The sequence below is a fragment of the Bradyrhizobium sp. CCGUVB23 genome (genome assembly GCF_024199885.1).
Classification (GTDB): Bacteria; Pseudomonadota; Alphaproteobacteria; order Rhizobiales; family Xanthobacteraceae; genus Bradyrhizobium.
In genome coordinates this window covers 7,103,258-7,122,776 of the sequence record NZ_JANADQ010000001.1, presented here as the reverse complement: position 1 = coordinate 7,122,776, position 19,519 = coordinate 7,103,258, and the positions used below count along the sequence as shown (strand labels likewise).

General features: G+C 63.2%; 18 protein-coding genes. 6 read left to right on the top strand and 12 right to left on the bottom strand.

What is annotated here, in order from left to right; all coding sequences use genetic code 11:
* Window positions 1-44: 44 nt before the first annotated feature.
* A complete protein-coding gene (locus NLN62_RS32955) occupies window positions 45-755 on the top strand; it encodes an SDR family NAD(P)-dependent oxidoreductase (RefSeq protein WP_027528575.1) in 711 nt (236 codons plus the stop codon).
* Between the two features lie 19 nt (window positions 756-774).
* A complete protein-coding gene (locus NLN62_RS32950; RefSeq protein ID WP_254111572.1) occupies window positions 775-1,011 on the top strand; it encodes a 4-oxalocrotonate tautomerase family protein in 237 nt (78 codons plus the stop codon).
* Window positions 1,012-1,033: 22 nt separating this feature from the next.
* Here the strand turns inward: NLN62_RS32950 and NLN62_RS32945 are convergent, their stop codons facing one another.
* From NLN62_RS32945 to NLN62_RS32930, 4 genes are all read right to left on the bottom strand, one after another.
* Window positions 1,034-2,494 (bottom strand): NAD(P)/FAD-dependent oxidoreductase, encoded by a 1,461-nt coding sequence (locus tag NLN62_RS32945; protein ID WP_254111570.1) that lies wholly within the window; start codon window positions 2,492-2,494, stop codon window positions 1,034-1,036.
* Between the two features lie 160 nt (window positions 2,495-2,654).
* Window positions 2,655-4,076, bottom strand: coding sequence for an adenosylhomocysteinase (gene ahcY, locus NLN62_RS32940; protein WP_027528572.1), 1,422 nt, complete (start codon window positions 4,074-4,076; stop codon window positions 2,655-2,657).
* Window positions 4,077-4,199: 123 nt separating this feature from the next.
* A complete protein-coding gene (gene metK, locus NLN62_RS32935) occupies window positions 4,200-5,396 on the bottom strand; it encodes a methionine adenosyltransferase (protein WP_027528571.1) in 1,197 nt (398 codons plus the stop codon).
* Between the two features lie 60 nt (window positions 5,397-5,456).
* On the bottom strand, window positions 5,457-6,812 hold the full coding sequence (locus tag NLN62_RS32930; protein ID WP_254111568.1) for a hypothetical protein: 1,356 nt from the start codon (window positions 6,810-6,812) through the stop codon (window positions 5,457-5,459).
* Between the two features lie 227 nt (window positions 6,813-7,039).
* On the opposite strand from NLN62_RS32930, the gene NLN62_RS32925 reads away from it, so the two are divergent.
* The gene (locus NLN62_RS32925) at window positions 7,040-8,128 is read left to right on the top strand and encodes an aspartyl protease family protein (RefSeq protein WP_254113780.1); all 1,089 of its coding nucleotides are present in this window, start codon (window positions 7,040-7,042) and stop codon (window positions 8,126-8,128) included.
* Between the two features lie 94 nt (window positions 8,129-8,222).
* A complete protein-coding gene (locus NLN62_RS32920) occupies window positions 8,223-9,944 on the top strand; it encodes a caspase family protein (RefSeq protein WP_254111566.1) in 1,722 nt (573 codons plus the stop codon).
* 171 nt (window positions 9,945-10,115) lie between these two features.
* Here NLN62_RS32920 and NLN62_RS32915 read toward each other — a convergent pair whose 3' ends face one another.
* The 6 genes from NLN62_RS32915 to NLN62_RS32890 all read right to left on the bottom strand — a co-directional run bounded on the left by NLN62_RS32915 (window position 10,116) and on the right by NLN62_RS32890 (window position 16,002).
* On the bottom strand, window positions 10,116-11,234 hold the full coding sequence (locus NLN62_RS32915; protein WP_027528567.1) for a cobalamin-independent methionine synthase II family protein: 1,119 nt from the start codon (window positions 11,232-11,234) through the stop codon (window positions 10,116-10,118).
* 62 nt (window positions 11,235-11,296) lie between these two features.
* Window positions 11,297-12,013, bottom strand: coding sequence for an ABC transporter ATP-binding protein (locus NLN62_RS32910; protein WP_254111564.1), 717 nt, complete (start codon window positions 12,011-12,013; stop codon window positions 11,297-11,299).
* A complete protein-coding gene (locus NLN62_RS32905) occupies window positions 12,006-12,761 on the bottom strand; it encodes an ABC transporter ATP-binding protein (protein WP_254111563.1) in 756 nt (251 codons plus the stop codon). The genes NLN62_RS32910 and NLN62_RS32905 overlap by 8 nt, the downstream gene beginning before the upstream one ends.
* Window positions 12,758-13,786, bottom strand: coding sequence for a branched-chain amino acid ABC transporter permease (locus tag NLN62_RS32900; protein WP_027528564.1), 1,029 nt, complete (start codon window positions 13,784-13,786; stop codon window positions 12,758-12,760). The genes NLN62_RS32905 and NLN62_RS32900 overlap by 4 nt, the downstream gene beginning before the upstream one ends.
* A gap of 8 nt (window positions 13,787-13,794) precedes the next feature.
* Entirely contained in the window at window positions 13,795-14,664 is an 870-nt protein-coding gene (locus NLN62_RS32895; RefSeq protein WP_027528563.1) for a branched-chain amino acid ABC transporter permease, read from the bottom strand.
* A gap of 159 nt (window positions 14,665-14,823) precedes the next feature.
* A complete protein-coding gene (locus NLN62_RS32890) occupies window positions 14,824-16,002 on the bottom strand; it encodes an ABC transporter substrate-binding protein (RefSeq protein ID WP_027528562.1) in 1,179 nt (392 codons plus the stop codon).
* A gap of 592 nt (window positions 16,003-16,594) precedes the next feature.
* On the opposite strand from NLN62_RS32890, the gene NLN62_RS32885 reads away from it, so the two are divergent.
* Window positions 16,595-16,882 carry a hypothetical protein gene (locus NLN62_RS32885; RefSeq protein WP_035665413.1) on the top strand — a complete coding sequence of 96 codons (288 nt, stop codon included), beginning with the start codon at window positions 16,595-16,597 and terminating at the stop codon, window positions 16,880-16,882.
* Window positions 16,883-16,977: 95 nt separating this feature from the next.
* Here NLN62_RS32885 and purU read toward each other — a convergent pair whose 3' ends face one another.
* The gene (purU, locus tag NLN62_RS32880) at window positions 16,978-17,841 is read right to left on the bottom strand and encodes a formyltetrahydrofolate deformylase (RefSeq protein WP_027528560.1); all 864 of its coding nucleotides are present in this window, start codon (window positions 17,839-17,841) and stop codon (window positions 16,978-16,980) included.
* Between the two features lie 140 nt (window positions 17,842-17,981).
* Here purU and NLN62_RS32875 point away from each other — a divergent pair, with 140 nt between their 5' ends.
* Window positions 17,982-18,818, top strand: coding sequence for a uroporphyrinogen-III synthase (locus NLN62_RS32875; RefSeq protein ID WP_254111561.1), 837 nt, complete (start codon window positions 17,982-17,984; stop codon window positions 18,816-18,818).
* An 11-nt stretch (window positions 18,819-18,829) separates the two neighbouring features.
* Here NLN62_RS32875 and NLN62_RS32870 read toward each other — a convergent pair whose 3' ends face one another.
* The gene (locus NLN62_RS32870) at window positions 18,830-19,510 is read right to left on the bottom strand and encodes a redoxin family protein (protein ID WP_027528558.1); all 681 of its coding nucleotides are present in this window, start codon (window positions 19,508-19,510) and stop codon (window positions 18,830-18,832) included.
* Between the last annotated feature and the right edge of the window lie 9 nt (window positions 19,511-19,519).

The following is a 19,519-nucleotide window of genomic DNA, read 5'->3' as shown; positions in this document are numbered from 1 at the left end:
ACCGGCACAGGATCACTCCCATAAATCAGTAACAGGAGCCCAACATGGGTATCGAGCAGAAAGTCGCTATCATCACCGGTGCATCGCAGGGCATCGGCGCCGCCCTCGTCCAAGCCTACCGCGACCGCAATTATCGGGTCGTCGCAACGGCGCGCTCCATCAAACCTTCCGCCGATGATGGCATCCTTGCTGTCGCCGGCGACATCGCCGACCCCAGCACCGCCGAGCGCGTAGTGTCTCAGGCCGTCGCCCGGTTCGGCCGTGTCGACACGCTGGTCAACAATGCCGGCATCTTCGTCGCCAAGCCGTTCACGCAGTACACGGCCGAGGACTATGCGACGGTCATGGGGATCAACGTCGCGGGCTTCTTCCGCATCACGCAGCTCGCTATCGCCGAGATGGAAAAGCAGGGCTCGGGCCACGTCGTCCAGATCACGACCAGCCTGGTCGATCAGGCCAATTCGAACGTGCCATCAGTGCTGGCATCGCTAAGCAAGGGCGGGCTAGCGGCCGCGACGAAGTCGCTGGCAATCGAATATGCCAAGCGCGGCATTCGCGTGAACGCGGTTTCGCCCGGCATCATCAAGTCGCCGATGCATCCGGTCGAAACGCATGCCCAGTACGGCACGCTGCACCCCATCGGCCACATGGGCGAGATGGCCGACATCGTCGACGCGGTGCTCTATCTCGAGCGGGCGGGCTTCGTGACGGGCGAGATCCTGCATGTCGACGGCGGCCAGAGCGCCGGCCATTGAGCCGACAGGAGGGTTCACCATGCCAATCGTCACCATTCAAGTGACCCGCGAGGGAACGACGCCGGGCGCGGCGTCGCTCACCGCGGAGGAGAAAGTCGCGCTGATCAAGGGCTCGAGCCAATTGCTGCTCGATGTCCTCGGCAAGCCGCTGGATTCGACCTTTGTCGTGATCGACGAGGTCGATACCGCCAATTGGGGCTGGGGCGGTCTGCCTGTCCTCGAATTCAGGCGCCGTCGCGCGACGCCACCAGGCTGATCTGGAACGGCGTGGGCGGTCGTTACGAATACTGCATCACGCCGTCGTCGATCTTGCCGAAGCGCAGCGAGACAATGTCCAGCGCATAGTTCTGATGCAGCCGCCACGGCCGCTTGGAGCCCTGCTTCGGCATCTTTGCGATCGAGCGCTGCACATAGCCCGAGGTGAAATCGAGCGAGGGCTGAGCGGTGACCGTCGCATCGTCATTGTGCGGCACGCACTGGCGGAAATTGTGCCGGTCCATGTAGTTGATGAGCCGGCAGACATATTCGCAGGTGAGATCGCATTTCAACGTCCACGACGCGTTGGTGTAGCCGAAGGCGGAAGCCATGTTCGGCACGTCGGCGTACATCATGCCCTTGTAGGTCAGCGTTTTGGCAAAATCGACCACGCGGCCGTCGACACTGATCTCGAGCCCGCCGACAACCTGAAGCACGAGCCCTGTCGCGGTGACGATGATGTCGGCGGCAAGCTCGCTGCCGTCCTTGAGGCGAATTCCGTCTTTCGTGAAGGTGTCGATCTCGTTGGTGACGACGGAGGCACGCTTCTCGCGGATCGCCGTGAAGAGGTCGCCGTCGGGCACCAGGCACAGCCGCTGATCCCATGGATTGTAGCGCGGGGTGAAATGCGTCGCGACGTCGTAGTCCGGCCCCAGCGCCATCTGCACGCCCTTCAGGATCAGATCCTTCACCTTGGCGGGCCGGCGCCGGCTGAGCTGGAAGAAGAACATGCCCCACATCACGTTGCGCCAGCGGATCATATGATAGGCGAGCGTCGCCGGCAGGTTGCGGCGCAGCTTGTTGGCGAGTGGATCCTGCGCAGGACGCGACACGACATAGGTCGGCGAGCGCTGCAGCATGACGACCTCTGAGGCCTTCTTCGCAAGCTCCGGCACCAGCGTCACGGCAGTGGCGCCCGATCCGATCACCACGACGCGTCTTCCCGCGTAGTCGATGTCCTCGGTCCACTTCTGCGGATGCACGATGCGGCCTTGAAAATCCGCGGCACCCTGGAACTCCGGCGTATAGCCTTCCTCGTATTTGTAGTAGCCGGAGCACATGAACAGGAAATTGCAGGTGAAGCGTACGATCTCGGCTGCGCCCTCGCCTGTCGTTCGTTCGGCCTCGACGGTCCAGCGCGCATCAGGCGTTGACCACGACGCGCGCTTGACGCGATGGCCGAAGCGGATCTTCTTGTCGATGCCGTTCTCGGATGCCGTCTCGCGCACGTAGTTGAGAATTTGCGGCCCGTCGGCGATCGCCTTGGGATCGGTCCACGGCTTGAAGGAATAGCCGAGCGTGAACATGTCGCTGTCGGAGCGGATGCCGGGATAGCGGAACAGATCCCAGGTGCCGCCGATGCAGTCGCGCCCCTCGAGGATGACGTAGCTCTTGCCCGGGCATTTCGTCTTGAGATGATAGCCCGCGCCAATGCCGGACAGGCCGGCGCCGACGATGAGGACGTCGAAATGTTCTTGTTGCATGGTTTCCTCCGCCGCTGAGGATTGTCCGACCATCACCGCCGTGCGTCAATCGCTAATCGGCCCCCGATACAACCGGGAGGAGAACCCCGTAGTTTCCGGCCTGCAAAACAAAAAGCCCCGGATTGCTCCGGGGCTTTTGCACGTTTGAGACGAGTGGATATCAGTACCGATAGTGGTCCGACTTGTACGGACCTTCCTGCTTGACGCCGATATAGTCGGCCTGGTCCTTGCGCAACTCGGTCAGCTTGGCGCCGAGCTTGGCGAGGTGCAGGCGGGCGACCTTCTCGTCGAGCGACTTCGGCAGCACGTAGACCTTCTTCTCGTACTTGCCGTTCTTGTTGTTGGCCCAGAGCTCGATCTGCGCCAGCGTCTGGTTGGTGAACGACGCCGACATCACGAAGGACGGATGGCCCATCGCATTGCCGAGGTTCACGAGGCGGCCTTCCGACAGCATGATGATGCGATGCTTGTCGGGGAATTCGATCTCGTCGACCTGCGGCTTGATGTTGGTCCACTTCAGATTGCGCAGAGCCGCGATCTGGATCTCGTTGTCGAAATGGCCGATGTTGCACACGATGGCGCGATCCTTCATCGCGCGCATGTGCTCGATGGTGATGATGTCCTTGTTGCCGGTGGCGGTGACGAAGATATCGGCGCGCGGCGCGGCGTCTTCCATCGTCACGACCTCATAGCCTTCCATCATCGCCTGCAGCGCGCAGATCGGGTCGACCTCCGACACCATGACGCGGCAGCCGGCCTGGCGCAGCGACGCCGCCGAACCCTTGCCGACGTCGCCGAAGCCCGCGACCATCGCGAGCTTGCCCGACATCATCACGTCGGTGCCCCGGCGAATGCCGTCGACCAGCGATTCACGGCAACCATAGAGGTTGTCGAACTTCGACTTGGTGACGCTGTCGTTGACGTTGATGGCGGGGAACAGCAGCGTGCCCTTGTTGGCCATCTCGTAGAGGCGATGCACGCCCGTGGTAGTCTCTTCCGAGACGCCCTTGATGTTCTTGGCGATCTCGCCGAAGTAACCCTTGGGCTTCTCCTTCAGGAGGCGCTTGATCAAGGCGTAGAAGATTTCCTCTTCCTCGGAAGCAGGCTTATCGAGGAAGGCGGTGTCGCCCTTCTCGGCGCGGACGCCGGCATGCACCAGCATGGTCGCGTCGCCGCCGTCATCGAGGATCATGTTCGGCGTACCGCCGCCATGCCAGTCGAACAGCTTTGCGGTGTAGTCCCAGTATTCGGTCAGCGTCTCGCCCTTCACGGCGAAGACGGGAATGCCGGCCGCGGCGATCGCGGCGGCCGCGTGATCCTGCGTCGAGTAGATGTTGCAGGAGACCCAGCGGATGTCGGCACCGAGGGCTGCGAGCGTCTCGATTAGCACCGCGGTCTGGATCGTCATGTGCAACGAGCCGGCGATGCGCGCGCCCTTCAGCGGCTGCTTCGGGCCAAACTCTTCACGGGTGGCCATCAGGCCGGGCATCTCGGTCTCGGCGAGCGAGATCTCCTTGCGGCCGAAATCGGCCAACGAAATGTCCTTGACGATGTAATCGGTGAAGCCGGGCTTCGCGTTCATGTCGAGCTTCCTGTTGTTTGAAAAAGTCGTTCCGGGGCGCTCGTGAAACGCGCGAACCCGGAATCCAGAGGTTCGAGATTCCGGGTTCGCCGCTGGCGCGGCGCCCCGGAATGACGGAATTGATCAGACCGCGCGCTTGAACGGCTCGACGAGGTCGGTCTTCTCCCACGAGAAGCCGCCTTCATTGTCGGGCGTCCGGCCGAAATGGCCGTAGGACGAGGTGCGCGCGTAGATCGGACGGTTGAGGTCGAGATGGCTGCGGATGCCGCGCGGAGTCAGGTCCATCACTTCGGCTGCGGCCTTCTCGAGCTTGTCCTCGGAGACCTTACCGGTGCCATGCGTATCGATGTAGATCGACAGCGGCCGCGCCACGCCGATGGCGTAAGCGAGCTGGAGCGTGCAGCGATCAGCGAGCCCTGCGGCCACGATGTTCTTGGCGAGATAGCGCGCTGCGTAAGCGGCCGAACGGTCGACCTTGGTCGGGTCCTTACCGGAGAACGCGCCGCCGCCATGCGGGGCCGCGCCGCCGTAGGTGTCGACGATGATCTTGCGGCCGGTCAGGCCGGTGTCGCCGTCGGGACCGCCGATGTAGAACTTGCCGGTCGGGTTGATGTGCCAGATGGTCTTGCCGTTGATCCAGTCCTTCGGCAGCGCCTCGCGCACATAGGGCTCGACGATGTCGCGAATCTGCTTGGACGAGATGTCCTCGACCAGATGCTGGTGCGAAACCACGATCTCGCGCACGCCGACCGGCTTGCCGTTCTCGTACTGCACGGTGACCTGGCTCTTGGAGTCCGGGCCCAAGACCTTCTCGCGGCCGGAGTGGCGCGCTTCGGAGATCAGCCGCAGGATCTTGTGGGCGTAGAAGATCGGCGCCGGCATCAGGTCGGGCGTCTCGTTGGTGGCGTAACCGAACATGATGCCCTGGTCGCCCGCGCCCTCTTCCTTGACTTCGCCCGGCTGAAGCGCATCGACGCCCTGCGCGATGTCGGCCGACTGCGGATGCAGCAGGATCTCGATATCCGCGGTCTTCCAGTGAAAACCTTCCTGCTCGTAGCCGATGTCCTTGATCGCGCCGCGCACGACGCTCTCGATCTGCTCGTTGGTGACCGATGCGGGACCACGGGTCTCGCCCGCGATCACGACCTTGTTGGTGGTCGCAAGCGTTTCGCAGGCGGCGCGGATCTGCCACGGGTCAATGCCGGCTTTCGGCCCCTCGCGGTAGAATAGATCGACGATCTCATCGGAGATCCGGTCGCAGACCTTGTCCGGATGGCCTTCAGATACGGACTCGCTGGTGAAGAGATAGGACGCTCGCATCAGTAACCCCTTGTCCCGCCCCGTTGGGCGGTCGTTTGCGATGTTTACTTTTGGATTATGTCAGTCACGCCGGCGCGAGATGACGTAGGATTCGTCGTAAAACCAGAGCCCATTGTGCTTGCGCAGCACGTTCCTGGCGGCATCCAGAGTGCGGCCGTTTTGAGTCATTTCTGTCAATCGGTCGTCCTCAATCTGAGCGACATACACCGCCGCATTCCACGCTGCAAAGGCTGTCGAGGTTCCGATGGTCCCCGTCACCTCGTTGGGCAGCGCTTCCATATCATACCTGAAGATCGAACGGTTATCAGCATAAGCATTAAAATTAAGGTCGCGGCCCAACGATCCGAGCTCATACTTAACTGCGCGCAATAGCTCATGACGGCTCACCGCGAAAGGATTTTCTCCAGGCCAGATCGCCTGGATCATTTCCATGCCGGGATCGTGACCATGAGAGTGAATTCCGATCAGGCGCCCCCCCGGTCGCAATGCCCGCGCCAGAGGTGCAATGATCCGCTTTGCCCGAAAATTAACCGAGGACAGGGCGCGGTATGGCTGGGATGCAATAACGAGGTCGAAATTGGCCTCGGTCTGGCCCGGCCGCGGAATGGTCGAATCCAGCAGGAATCTGTGATCTTCGCGATACAGCACGAGGACGACGGGCCGCTCGTAGAGCGGCATGGCCGTGCGCGGGCTGATCGCGGCGCGCCAGTTCTGCTCCAGGAACGGCCTCAGCTCGGCGATCTGCTGTTCGAACTCTCCCGAGGAAGCGCCCCGCAGCGGAACCTCGTGCCAGACGGTGGCGGCCGCCGCGGCGGGCGATGCCGGCGTCAGCCAGGGCGCCTCCGAGTAGAACATGTTGGTAAAGACGAAAACCGACGCCGGATGCTCGAAAATGCGGTCCGGCACCTTCTCCAGCGTCAGGCGCAGGTCCTCGAGACTGAGCTCCTTGCCGGCGACATAGAACGGCATGTGCGGAAAGCGCTGGTGCGTGGCGCGCAGCACCCGCGCCAGCACAGTGCCGTCGCCGACGCCCGCGTCGAATATGCGCAGGGCCGGCGGGCGCGGATGGATGCTGGTGAGCTCGAGCGCCACGCGCTCGGCGACCACGCGCTTCTCGCTGCAGGTATGGACGAACAGCAGGTATTTCTGCCGGTTCTCGAAGAAGCGGAAATTACCGCGCGGATCGCGCTTCTCCGGCGGCACCTGAAGCCCTCGCGGCGGTGGCAGGCCCCCGGTCATCGATGCGGCCATATAGGCCTGGATCCGCTCGAGCGTGTCGATGGTGATGCGCTTCCCCTCGCGCAGGCGCTGCACCAGCTTCCCATCGTTCACCGCGCGCCGGCCAAAGGTCGATTCCGCCATGTCCGCCTTGCGGCAGAACTCGGTGATCTGGCTGAGGATTTCGTCGTTCTTCATGGGTGGGACGGTGGTGGGCAGCGATGTTGGGTCCGATCACATAGCAAATTCTGCCCACTCAGGGAATACCCTCTGGAATTGCTCCACTTCCGAATGAGGGGCTTCCCGCCCGCTCCTGAGCTTCATACGGCCGGCCCCGCGAGGTCGCCCCCAAACATCCCTATCGTGCGTTTGGCAGCGCGCACACTTCCCAGTATACGTAACGTACGGGGATGTTCGGGGTGGATATGTTCAGGTCATTTTGGCTGGCCGCGTGTCTTTTTGCGGCACTATTGGCCAGCGCGCGCGCAGGCTATCTGGACGAGAATCCCGACGAGGTGTTTGCAACGGTCTATGAACGCATCGGGTCCCTGCCGGTCCAGGCCGCGCGCGATCCCTATGTCTGGCTGCGTCTGGAAGAGCTCAAGCGTGAGCCGTGCGACCAGAAGAGCATCGCCGATCTCGCACTGATGCTGGATAAGCTCGGCTACCGGCGACAGGCCGCCGATGGGCTTTATAAGTTCGTCAAGAACTGCGGTGCACCGCTGACCGCTCTGCACCGGTCGATCGACATCTATCTGAAGCTGACCGACTATCCGAAAGCGGTCGAGGTCGCCGACGAATTCATGCGGCGCGCGCCATCAAATCGCGAGGCGCACTATCTGCGAGGCGTTGCGCTGGAGGGCGTCGGCGACTACCACCGCGCGCTTGCCGATTACTCGGATGCGATCGAGCTCTATGGTGCGGACAAGAAAACGATATCGAGCCGTGTCTTTCTGCGCATGGCCGGTACCTATGCGGCGCTCAAGCAGTTCTGCGAAGCGACTGCGCCGATCAATATGTGGATTGCGCTCGATCCGATGAATCGCGATACGAGCCAGACCCGAAAGATCATCGCCGACTACGAAAGCCAGGGAAACTGTATCGCATCAACCGCGCTTCGAAAGGAAACCTTTCCGCTCCACGGCCAGAAGAACGTTCTCACCGTCAAGGCCCAGATCAACGGCGTGTCAGGCATGTTCATCCTCGACACCGGTGCCAGCTATGTGTCCGTGAAATCCGCCTTCGCCGGCCGGGCCAAAATCCCCGATGCCGGCTCCAGCGAGATCACTCTCGTGACGGCCAATGGGCAAACCAAAGCCGGGCTCGCCAGGGCCGACAAGATCGCGCTCGGCAAGCTGGAGGCAAGCAACGTCCCGATCGCGATCCAGAACGTGGACGACAAGAGCTATGGCCCCGGCATCGACGGCCTGCTCGGCATGAGCTTCCTGTCTCGGTTCGACGTGCAGATGGCCGGCGGCTTCATCGAGGTCCGCACCCGCCAGCCGAAGAGGTAAGGCCTGCGGCGCGGCACCCGGACTGAACCGCCCGTCCCACGGTGGCGACAAACACACGGACGATCCATTTCATTTCCGCATTCCCGAGGCCTTCATGCGTCGTTTGCTCGTCGCGTTCTGCCTGCTCTTTGCCTCCGCCTGGTCCGCCCCCTCCTTCGCGCAAAGCCGCGCGCAGCTCGGTCCGCTCTGCACCACCGACACCACGCCGGCCGACCAGCAGATCGACGCCTGCAACAAGATCATCGCGCTGAAGGTGTTCAAGGGCGGACAGCTCGCCACCGTCTATTTCTGGCGCGCGGTGGGCTGGAACAAGAAGGGCGACTACGCGAAGGCCATCGCGGATGCGACCGAAGCGATCCGCCTGGAGCCGAGCCAGGCGGTCTACAACCTGCGTGGCTCCGCCTATTTCGACAAAGGCGAGTACGACATCGCGATCGCCGATTTCGACGATGCGCTGAAGCTTGGGCCGCCGAGCGGAATCATCTTCCACAACCGCGGCAACGCCTATCAGGGCAAGAAGGAGTACGCTAAGGCGATCGCGGATTTTGATGCTGCGATCAAGGCCGATCCGAAATCGGCATTCTCCTACCAAAACCGCGGCAACTGTAAGAAGGCGCTCGGCGAGCTCGACGGCGCGCTCGCCGACATCAACCAGGCGATCAGGCTCGACCCCAGCCTGTCGCAGCCTTTGGTGCACCGGACCACGATCTGGCGCGCCAAGGGCGAGTTCGATCGCGCCATCGCCGACGGCACGGAGGCGATCCGACTCGCCAAGGACAAGCCGCCGGTCAACATCATGACGCCGCCGAACAGCGTGCTGATCTCGGCCTATACGTTTCGCGGGCTCGCCTACGAGGCCAAGGGCGATTACGCGCACGCCAAGGAGGACTACAAGGGCGCGCTCGGCGTCACGGCGTCGGACGCCGGCAGCAAGTCCAACCAGGCGACCGCCAAGGTGCGACTGTCCCTGCTATCAGACACAACCGTGCCGACGCCGCGCGATGCGCCGACCTCGACCGCGCAGCAGACGACGGCGCCTTCAGGGCAGCAGCAGGCGAGCACGGCGCCTTCGCCCTTGCCCGCTCCGGCAGGCCGCGGCAAGCGCATGGCGCTGATCATCGGCAACGGCGCCTATGCCCACGTCAAGGCGCTGCCTAATCCGCCCAACGATGCGCGCGCAGTCGCGAAGAGCCTGCGTGACATCGGCTTCACGGTGTCGGAGGGCATCGACCTCGACCGCGCGACGATGCAGAAGATGACGCGCGACTTCCTGCGCGATGCGGCGCGGGCGCAGGTCGCGATGGTCTACTACGCCGGCCACGGTGTGCAGATCGACGGCCGCAACTATCTCATCCCGATCGACGTCGAACTCAAGGCAGGCGCCAACATGACGGAGGCCATGATCGACATGGACACGATCATGGCCGGCCTCGACGATCAGGTCCGCACCAACATCCTGATCTTCGATGCCTGCCGCAACAACCCGATGGCGCCGCAGGTCGCTGCCGCCGGTGCCAATCGCGGCATCGAGGGCGCCTCGGGTCTCGCAGCGCCGGCGAGTCTCGGCGCCGGCGCGACCTTAGGGGCCGGCACGCTGATCGCATTCGCCACGGCGCCGGGCCAGGTTGCCCTCGACGGCGAAGGCGCCAACTCGCCTTTCTCGTCCGCCCTCTCCCGCCATATCGGCACGCCGGGGCTCGAGGTGCAGCAGATGCTGACGCGCGTGCGTGCTGAGGTCGTCTCGTCCACCAAGAACAAGCAGGTGCCGTGGTCGAACTCGTCGCTGCTGGGCGAGGTTTATCTGGCGGAGAAGTGAGGGTGTGAGTGCGCCGTCGGTCAGAAACGCCGCGCTATCCGCGACACGCTCAGTTGTCATCGCCCGGCTTGACCGGGCGATCCAGTATTCCAGAGACAGCGAGAGGCACGGAGAAGCCGCGGCGTACTGGATTCCCCGCTTTCGCGGGGAATGACAGCGAGCTAGCGGGTCTTAATTGCCCCACACTTCCTTCGCGATCTCGACCGCCAGGCTCAGCTTGGCCCACTGCTCTTCCTCGGAGAGAATGTTGCCTTCCTCGGTCGAGGCGAAGCCGCATTGCGGGGAGAGCGCGAGCTGCTCCAGCGGCGCGAACTTGGCGGCTTCTTCCAGACGGCGCTTGATGTCGTCCTTCTTCTCGAGCTCGCCGAACTTCGAGGTGATGACGCCGACCACGACGACCTTGTTGCCCTTGGGCAAGAAGCGCAGCGGCTCGAAGCCGCCGGCGCGGTCTGAGTCATATTCCAGGAAGTAGCCGTCGTAGTTGGTGCCGGCGAGCAAGGTCTCGGCCACCGGCTCGTAACCGCCGGAGGAGATCCAGGTCGAGCGGAAATTGCCGCGGCAGACATGGGTCGTCACCACCATGTCCGCGGGCTTCTCTGCCAGCGCGTAGTTGATGATGCGCGCGTAGATCTGCTGGAGACCATCCGGATTGTCGCCGCGCTCGCGCGCCTTCTTCAATTCGTCCTGCGAGCAGAGATAGGCCCACACGGTGTCGTCGAACTGGAGATAGCGGCAGCCGGCATCGTAAAACGCCTTGACCGCCTTGCGGTAGGTCTTGCCGAGATCCTCGTAGAAGGCATCGAGATCGGGGTAGACGTCCTTGGAGATCGCCTTGCGGCCGCCGCGGAAATGCAGCACCGCCGGCGAGGGGATCGTCATCTTGGCGGTAACGTGGGCCTGGTCGGCATACTTCTTCAGGAACTTGAAGTGGTCGAGCATCGGGTGGTGGTCGGGAAAGTCGAGCTTGCCGATCACCCGCACTGCGTCATGCCGCGTCTCGACGCCCGCGAACTGGATGCCTGTGTCCGGGTGGAACATTTCGCAGCCGGTGAGCTTCGCCAAGAAGTCGAAGTGCCACCACGAGCGGCGGAATTCGCCGTCGGTCGCGAGCTTCAAGCCGATCGAGGCCTGCTTGTGCACGACCTTCTCGATCTCCATGTCCTCGATCTTGCGCAGATCATCGGCCGAGATCTCGCCCTTCTCCAGCTTGGCGCGGGCTTCCTTGATCTTGGCCGGACGCAGGAGGCTGCCGACCTCGTCGGCGCGGAAGGGGGCTTTGGTTCGCTGCATTGGTTCACTCCCGAATTTTCCAGAGCGTTTTCGGTTCGTGTGAAGAAAACGCGTCAGACAGACTAATGGGCGGCCGCTCCGGCGACGCCCAGATGGCGCTCGAGGACCGACGGGTCGGCCTTCAGCGCGGCGCTCGGGGCGTCGTGGACGATCGTTCCGCGCTCCAATATCACAACGCGGTCGGCAAGCCCCAGAATCTTTTGGGCGTTCTGCTCGACGATGATCGAGCAAATGCCGCCGGCCCGGGTGATGGTCCCGATCGCTTTCAGAAGCTCCTCGACGATGATGGGCGCAAGGCCCTCGGTCGGCTCGTCCAAAAGCAGCACCTTGGGATTGAGGGTCAGCGCGCGGCCGATCGCCAGCATCTGCTGCTCACCGCCGGAGAGCTGGTTGCCAAAGTTGCTCCGCCGCTCCTTCAGCCGCGGGAACATCTCGTAGACCTTCTCGACCGTCCAGAGGCCGGGCTGCGCCACGGCGGTCATGTTCTCTTCCACCGTAAGCGAGCGGAAGATGTTGCGCTCCTGCGGCACCCAGCCGATGCCGGCGCGCGCGCGCTGGTCGGGCCGCAGCGAGGTGACGTCGGTGCCGGCGAGCGCGACCGAGCCGGAAAAGCGTCGGGTGACGCCGACGATGGAGTTGATCAGCGTGGTCTTGCCGGTGCCGTTCCGGCCCAACAGCGCGAGCACCTGCCCCTCGGCGAGGCGCAGGGACATGTTGGGCAGCACCACCGCCTCGCCATAGCCGGCGCGCAGGGATTCGATTGCGAGCAGGTCAGACATTGACCGCCTCCTCGCCGAGATAGACGGCCTTGACCTGCGGATCGCGCGCGACCTGGTCGGGCGGGCCCTCGGTGAGCAGCGCGCCCGAGACCAGCACCGAGATGCGGTCAGCGAAGGAGAAGACGAGATCCATGTCATGCTCGATCAGGAGCACGGTGACGTCGCGGGGCAGCGCTGCGACCACGGCAAGGATGTCGTGGCGCTCGCTCTCGGGCACGCCCGCGGCGGGCTCGTCCAGCAACAGCACGCGCGGCTTGGCCGCGATTGCGACCGCGATCTCGAGCAGGCGCTGCTTGCCGTAGGGCAACGTCACGGTCTGCTCGTTCATGACGTCGAGCAAATGGAAGTGTTTGAGGAGCTCGGCGATCTCGCCATTGACGTCGTCACGGGTACCCATGCGCCGCCACCAGTCGCCGCCATGGCCGAGGCGTTCGGAGACGGCGAGGCCGATCGTTTCGAGCGCTGTCAAGTCGGGATAGAGCTGATTGATCTGGAAGGTACGCGACAGGCCGCGCAGCACGCGCTTGTGCACAGGCAGATCGGTGATGTCCTGGCCTTCGAGCAGGATACGCCCCGAGTTCGGCTTGAGCACGCCGGTGAGCTGGTTGATCACCGTGGTCTTGCCGGCGCCGTTTGGTCCGATCAGCGCATGTCGGGCGCCCTGCTCGATTTTCAGCGACAGGTCGCGCGTCACGCGCAGGCCACCGAAGGTCTTTTCGAGATTTTTGGTTTCGAGCGCGATGGTCATGCATCGCCCTCCGGCACGGCGACGACCGCCTTGCGACCGGCGACCTGCTTGATGATCAGGTTCGGCACGAACAGCACCCAGCGGTGCAGCCGCTGGCGCCCAACCAGCACGATCACGACCAGCACGAGGCCGATCCAGAACTGCCAATATTGCGGGGTGATGGTGGAGAACCATTCCTGGAGGATGCGGAATATGACCGCGCCGATCAGCCCGCCATAGAGATAGCCGGTGCCGCCGATGACGAGCACCAGCATGAGATCGGCCGAGCGCTCGAAAGCGAACACGTCGAGCGAGGCGATCGCGGTGGTCTGGGTGAACAACGCGCCGGCAATGCCGGCATAGAACGCGGCAAGCGTATAGATCGCGATCAGGCGGCGGTTGACCGGAATGCCGATGGCGGCGGCCCGCAGCGGATTGTTCTTGATGGCGCGCAGCGACAGGCCGAACGGTGAATGCACGATGCGGCGCGCGAGCAGAAACAGGACGAACAGGACGGCGACCGAATAGAAGAACCCGGTCTTGCCGAACATGTCGAAGGCAAGCGTTCCGAAGATCGGCTGCATCTCGATGCCTTGCAAGCCGTCGGTGCCGCCGGTGATGTTGGAGAATCGTTCGGCGAGCGCTTCAAGCAGCAATGCGATGCCGAGCGTCACCATGAGACGGGTCAGGTCGACGCCGCGGATGACGAGGAAGCTGGTGGCAAACCCCAGCACCATCGCCGCAAGACCGGCGACAACGAGCGCAATCACGGGCTCGTTGATAATCCCGTGCAGCGCAAGAAGCCCCGCGCCATAGGCGCCGACGCCGAAGAAGGCGGCATGGCCGAGCGAGACGATACCGGCATAACCAAGGATGAGATCGAGCGACATCGCAAACAACGCAAGCCGCACGATGTCGGTCATGATGAGATAGCGCGAGGGAAACACGAAGCCGCAGGCCAGCACGATGAGCCAGAAGGCGACTTCGCCATAGTGCCAGCGCGCATGGCGCTGGGCGTGATAACCGACGTCGGATGCAGCGCTCATCGGATTACTCAACGCGCAGCCGTGCGGCCGAACAGGCCGTTCGGGCGCCAGATCAGGATCACGATCATCATGGTGTAGATCACGAAGGGGCCCATCTTCGGCACGTAATACTTGCCGGCGACGTCGCCAATGCCGAGCAGAAGCGAAGCCAGAAATGGACCGGTAATTGAGGAGGAGCCGCCGACGGTGACCACGATCAGGAAGTAGATCATGAATTTCAGCGGGAAGTACGGATCAAGCCCGAGAATCTCCGCGCTCAGCGCGCCGCCGAGGCCGGCGAGGCCGCAGCCGAACGCAAAGGTGAAGGCGAACACCTGCGGCACGTTGATGCCGAGGCCGCTCGCCGCGCGCGGATCGTCGACGGCGGCGCGCAAACGGCTGCCGAAACGCGTCTTGGCCAGCACGAGCTGAAGCGCGATGGTGAGGAGCCCGCAGATGATGATGATCATCAAGCGGTAGCGGCCGATGCCAACGCCGAACAGGTCGAACTGGCCCTGCAACGCGGCCGGCAGGTTGATGAAGACGCGCGACGAGCCCTGGATGTAGTCGACGGCCGCGACCGACATGAACGTAAGGCCAATGGTGAACAGCACCTGGTCGAGATGGCTGCGCGTATAGAGGTGGCGGTAGAGCGTTCGCTCCAGCACGATGCCGATTGCCGCGGCGGAGACGAAGGCGAGCGGCAGTGCGGCGAAGAACGGCCAGCCCTGCTGGTTGACCAGCACGGCGCAGATGTAACCGCCTGCCATTGCAAAGGCGCCATGGGCGAGATTGACGAAATTCATCAGGCCGAGCGTGACCGCGAGCCCGCAGGCGAGCACGAACAGCAGCATGCCGTAGGCAACGCCATCGAACAGGTTGGTGAGGATTGCGGTCATCGGAAGTTGATTGATCCTGGTAGACGCTCGTCATTCCGGGGCAGCGCGTGAGCGCTGAACCCGGAATCTGATTTCAACAACTTCGAGATCCCCCGATGCGCAATTGCGCATCTGAGGTTCGCGCCAAGGCGCGCCCCGGGGTGACGCGCGCCTCGCGCGTCACTTCTTGGTCTTGCCGAGATCCTTGACGGCCTCGAAGGTCTGGAATTCGACGTTGTAAAGCTCGCCGTCGACCTTCTCGACCTTCCGGATGTAGATGTTCTGCACGATGTCGCGGGTCTCGGGATCGATCGAGATCGGACCGCGCGGGCTCTCCCACTTCTGACCCTTCATGGCCTCGATCAGCTTGGTGCCGTCGGTGTCGCCATTCGTCTTCTTCAGAGCCTCGTAGATCAAATGGATGCCGTCATAGCCGCTCACCGCCATGAAGCCCGGGCGGGTACCGAAGGCCTTCTTGTAGGCCGCGACGAAATCCTTGTTCATCTGCGAGGGATGCGCCGCAGAGTAGAGATGCGCGGTCACGGTGCCGAGCACGGCATCGCCCATGTTGTTGAGGAGATCGTCGTCGGTGACGTCGCCCGGCCCGATCACCTTGATTCCGGCCTTGTCGAGTCCACGTTCGGCATACTGCTTCATGAAGTTGCCGCCCTGGCCGGCCGGCACGAACACGAAGATCGCGTCGGGTTTTGCGTCCTTCATGCGCTGGAGGAATGGCGCGAAGTCGGGGTTGGCGAGCGGCACCTTGACCTCTTCGACCACCTCGCCGCCGCCGGCGACAAAGTGCTCCTTGAAGAAGTTGAGCGCGTCATTGCCCGGCGCGTAGTCCGAGGTCAGCGTCGCCACCTTCTTGATGCCGTTCTTCACCGCCCAGTCGCCGATGATCGTCGAGGACTGCGCCAGCGTGAAGCTGGTGCGCACGATGTAGGGCGAGCGCTCGGTGATGATCGAGGTGCCGGCCGCCATCACGACTTCCGGAATCTTGGCCTGGGTGGCGAGCGGCGCAGCGGCAAGCGCCGCCGGCGTCACGCCGAAACCGGCGATGAAATTGACCTTGTCGTTGACGATCAGCTCCTGCGCGGCCGTCTTGGTCTTGTCGGGAATCGCGGCGTCGTCCTTGACGACGATCTCGACCTTCTTGCCGGCGACGGTGTCGCCCTTCTGCTGCATGTAGAGCTTGATCGCGTTCTCGATCTGCTTGCCGGTCGAGGCCTGGCCGCCGGTCATCGGCAGGATCAGGCCGACCTTCACGGTATCTTCAGCCCTGGCGGCCGTGGCGGCCACGAGGCCTGCGACGGCCGCGAGCGTGGCGACCCATGACAATCTGCGACGTCCGAACATCAAAATGTCCCTCCCCTTCTTCCTTCTCTTGCGCCCTGAACCGAGTACCCGGCTCTTGCCTCACCATAACTCAGACCGGACCATGTGGCGGGGGCCACAAGGCGTCTTTCGCGCCCCTGTTGTCAATCGAACGTTCGGCGCAAGCCGGACGATGCGACCCGGGACAACACGGCCCGATTTCCACGTTATTTGTTACCCGTTATTGGTCTTTCGACGATTTGTACGCTTGTACAAATAAAATGGTCTTGTCAACGAAAAACCCCTTCGCTGCGAAGCCAATTTGTCGCGAACTGGGGCCGACACTCTAAGAAGCCCCGCCGCGGCGTGGATGGAGAATTGCGCCTTTCATTTGCAGAATTTGAACACGCCGATACGCTTTACCGTTCAGCTTCAGTGAATACGCTATGTATACATACCAGCTGGGAGGGACGCTTCAAGAGCCGAATTATCGTACCAAAATACCATTTCTGTATACAGATGAAACAGGTCTTCGAATAAGCCAATTTTACCTGTTGAAGCGCTAGAGTCCGCCGCTGGCGCCATCCGGCGTCCCGTCACCGCGCCTGATCCGGCATCGCCTTAGAAGATACCCATGCGTTTCCACTCGCTTTCGATTGCTGCCGCAGCCGCCCTGCTGGCTTCCGGCCTTGCAGGCTGCGGCACCGTCAACGAGAAGCTTTCCGCTGGGATGGGCGACTACGTTCCGCACTGGGCCGGCGGCCTGCCGGCCGACGCACCTCCGCGCCCTGGCACGCCGCAATACGACGCCTGGATGAAGGAGCGTGAACGCAAGCGGATGATGCCGGCTGCGGATCGCGAAAAGGAAGAGCAGGCGCAGAAAGGCGCCACGGGCTCCACGTCCAGCGACGCGGTGCATTGAGCCGCAAATCGTCATTCCGGGGCGATGCGTCAGCATCGAACCCGGAATCTCGAGGTTCCGGGTTCGCGCTTCGCGCGCCCCGGAACGACGGCCGACTAATCCACGAACACAACGGTCTTGCGGCCGTTGAGGATGACGCGGTCGTCGAGATGGTAGCGGATCGCGCGCGCAAGCACGCGCCTTTCGATGTCGCGGCCCTTGCGGACGAGATCCTCGGGCGTGTCGCGATGACTGATGCGCTCGACGTCCTGGTCGATGATCGGTCCCTCGTCGAGGTCGCGCGTGACGTAATGCGCGGTCGCGCCGATCAGCTTGACGCCGCGCTCATGCGCCTGGTGATAGGGTTTCGCGCCCTTGAAACCCGGCAGGAACGAGTGGTGGATGTTGATGCAGCGGCCGGAGAGTTTTGCCGAGAGATCGTCCGACAGGATCTGCATGTAGCGGGCGAGCACCACGAGATCGGTCGCGGTCTTGGCGACGAGTTCGAGGATCTGCGCCTCCTGCTCGCGCTTGGTCTCCCTGGTGATCGGCAGATGGTGGAACGGGATGCCGCCGAAATCGAGCCCGGCATAGACCTCGCGCGGATGGTTGGAGACGATCGCTGCGAGCGTCATCGGCAATTCGCCGGTGCGCCAGCGATAGAGGATGTCGACCAGGCAGTGGTCGGACTTCGACACCAGCAGCATCACGCGGCGATGCGCGGCGCGGTCGCGCATCTGCCACTCCATGCCGAAGCGCTCCGCGATCGCGGCGAAACCGGTCTGCAAGGCCGACAGCTCGACGGCGAGATCGGCCGCCGTGAACACCACCCGCATGAAGAAATTCTTGGTCTCGATGTCGTCGAACTGCTGGGCATCGAGAATGTTCTGTCCGTTATGGGCAAGGAAGGTCGACACCGCCGAGACGATGCCGGGGCGATCCGGACAGGAGAGCGTCAGAACATATTGCTGGTCGGGCATGAGCGTTGATGAAGGTTTGGGCAAATGAAGCGGAACAGGCCGATTTGCGTCCTGCTCTATCACCGGAGCCGGCCTTGCGCCAATCCCAAGACCGGAGTCAGGATGAACGTAACATTGCAATTCCAAACTGAGGCCCGACCATGGACCGGCTGAACGGCTACCGCATCCTGATCCTGGAAACGCGCGAGGAGGCCCAATTCTCCAAGCTTCTCGCCGAACAGGGCGCCGATGTCGTGCAATGCCCGATGTTCGCCATTCACGATGCGCCGGATCCCGCGCCGGTCGAGGCCTGGATCCGACGCTGTATCGACAGGCCGTTCGACGACCTCGTGCTGATGACCGGCGAAGGCCTGCGGCGGATGATGAAGCTCGCGCGCGAGCGTGGGATCGACCAGGCGCTTGTCGAGGCGCTTGCCAAATCGCGAAAATTCACTCGCGGACCGAAGCCTGGACGTGCCCTGCGCGAGATTGGGCTGGATTCGCAGCAGACCACGGAGAAGCCGACCACCGAGGGCGTGATCGAGATGCTGGCGAAGATCGACCTCGGGCGGCATCGCCTCGGCCTGCAGCTCTATCCTGACAAGGATCACAGCGCGCTGATCGGCTCGCTCGAGGCGCAGGGTGCTGAAGTCGATACCGTGTTGCCTTACGTCTACGATCCAAAGGCGGCGGATGCGAATATCGTCACTGCGATCGACGAGATGGCGGAAGGGCGGATCGACGCCATCGCACTCACCAATCTTGGCCAGGTCCGCCGCTTGATCGAAGCCGCGAAGGCGCATGGCAGCGAGGCGCGCCTGCGCGCAGGGTTCGAGCGGACGCTGATCGCGTCGGTGGGCCCGGCTGTCTCCGGCGAGCTCGCGGCCCACGGCTTGCGCACCGACGTCGCGCCGGTGGAAGACCACTATTTCATGCGCCCGCTGATCTCGGCGATGGCGGCGGCGCTCGCAGAGAAACGGTCGAAAGTGACGGGTTAATCGTCAGACGCCTAGCCTGCCACCTGTGAGGCGGCCGACATCAACTCCTGTGGGTTCGGCGCTCCGAACATGCGCTGGCCGCCGTCAGGCACCTCGGTAAACGTCCAACGCACGATCCCCTGTCGATCGAGCAGGAACTGGCCGAACAGCTGGCCCGTGCCGGCCGCGGCCATGCGCTGATCGGCTTCGGTCATCTCGTAGCCGTCCTTGTTGTTGAGGTACTCGGCGGCCGCCGGCCGGTTCATCGGGCCGGGCAATTCGCCGGGCATATTGACTGGCATGCTCAGAACCACGTCCATGCCCACCTTGCGCGGCCACTCGGTCTCGTTCTGCGTGAACTCGACATTGGGCAGGCCAAACGCGCGGTGCGAGACCCGCTCGGGGTCCGACGCGGCAAGAAGGTTGGGCAACGGATGGTAGCGGAAGTAGAGCCGCGCGCGTTCGATCGGCGTATTGACGACCGTGAGGCTTTCGACGCCCTTCTCGCGCAGGGCTGCGTCAAGCTGCGCCTGTGCGGCGATATGGCGCCGGCAGAACGGGCAGTGCAGGCCTCGAAACAGGCCGACCAAGATCGGACTATGCCCGCGGAAATCTTCGAGCGCGACCTTTCCTTCGCGCGTGATGGCGTCCAACACGACGTTCGGTGCGCGATCGCCGGGCTGAAGTGGTCCATCGACATGGCGGTCTGACATGGTTGAACT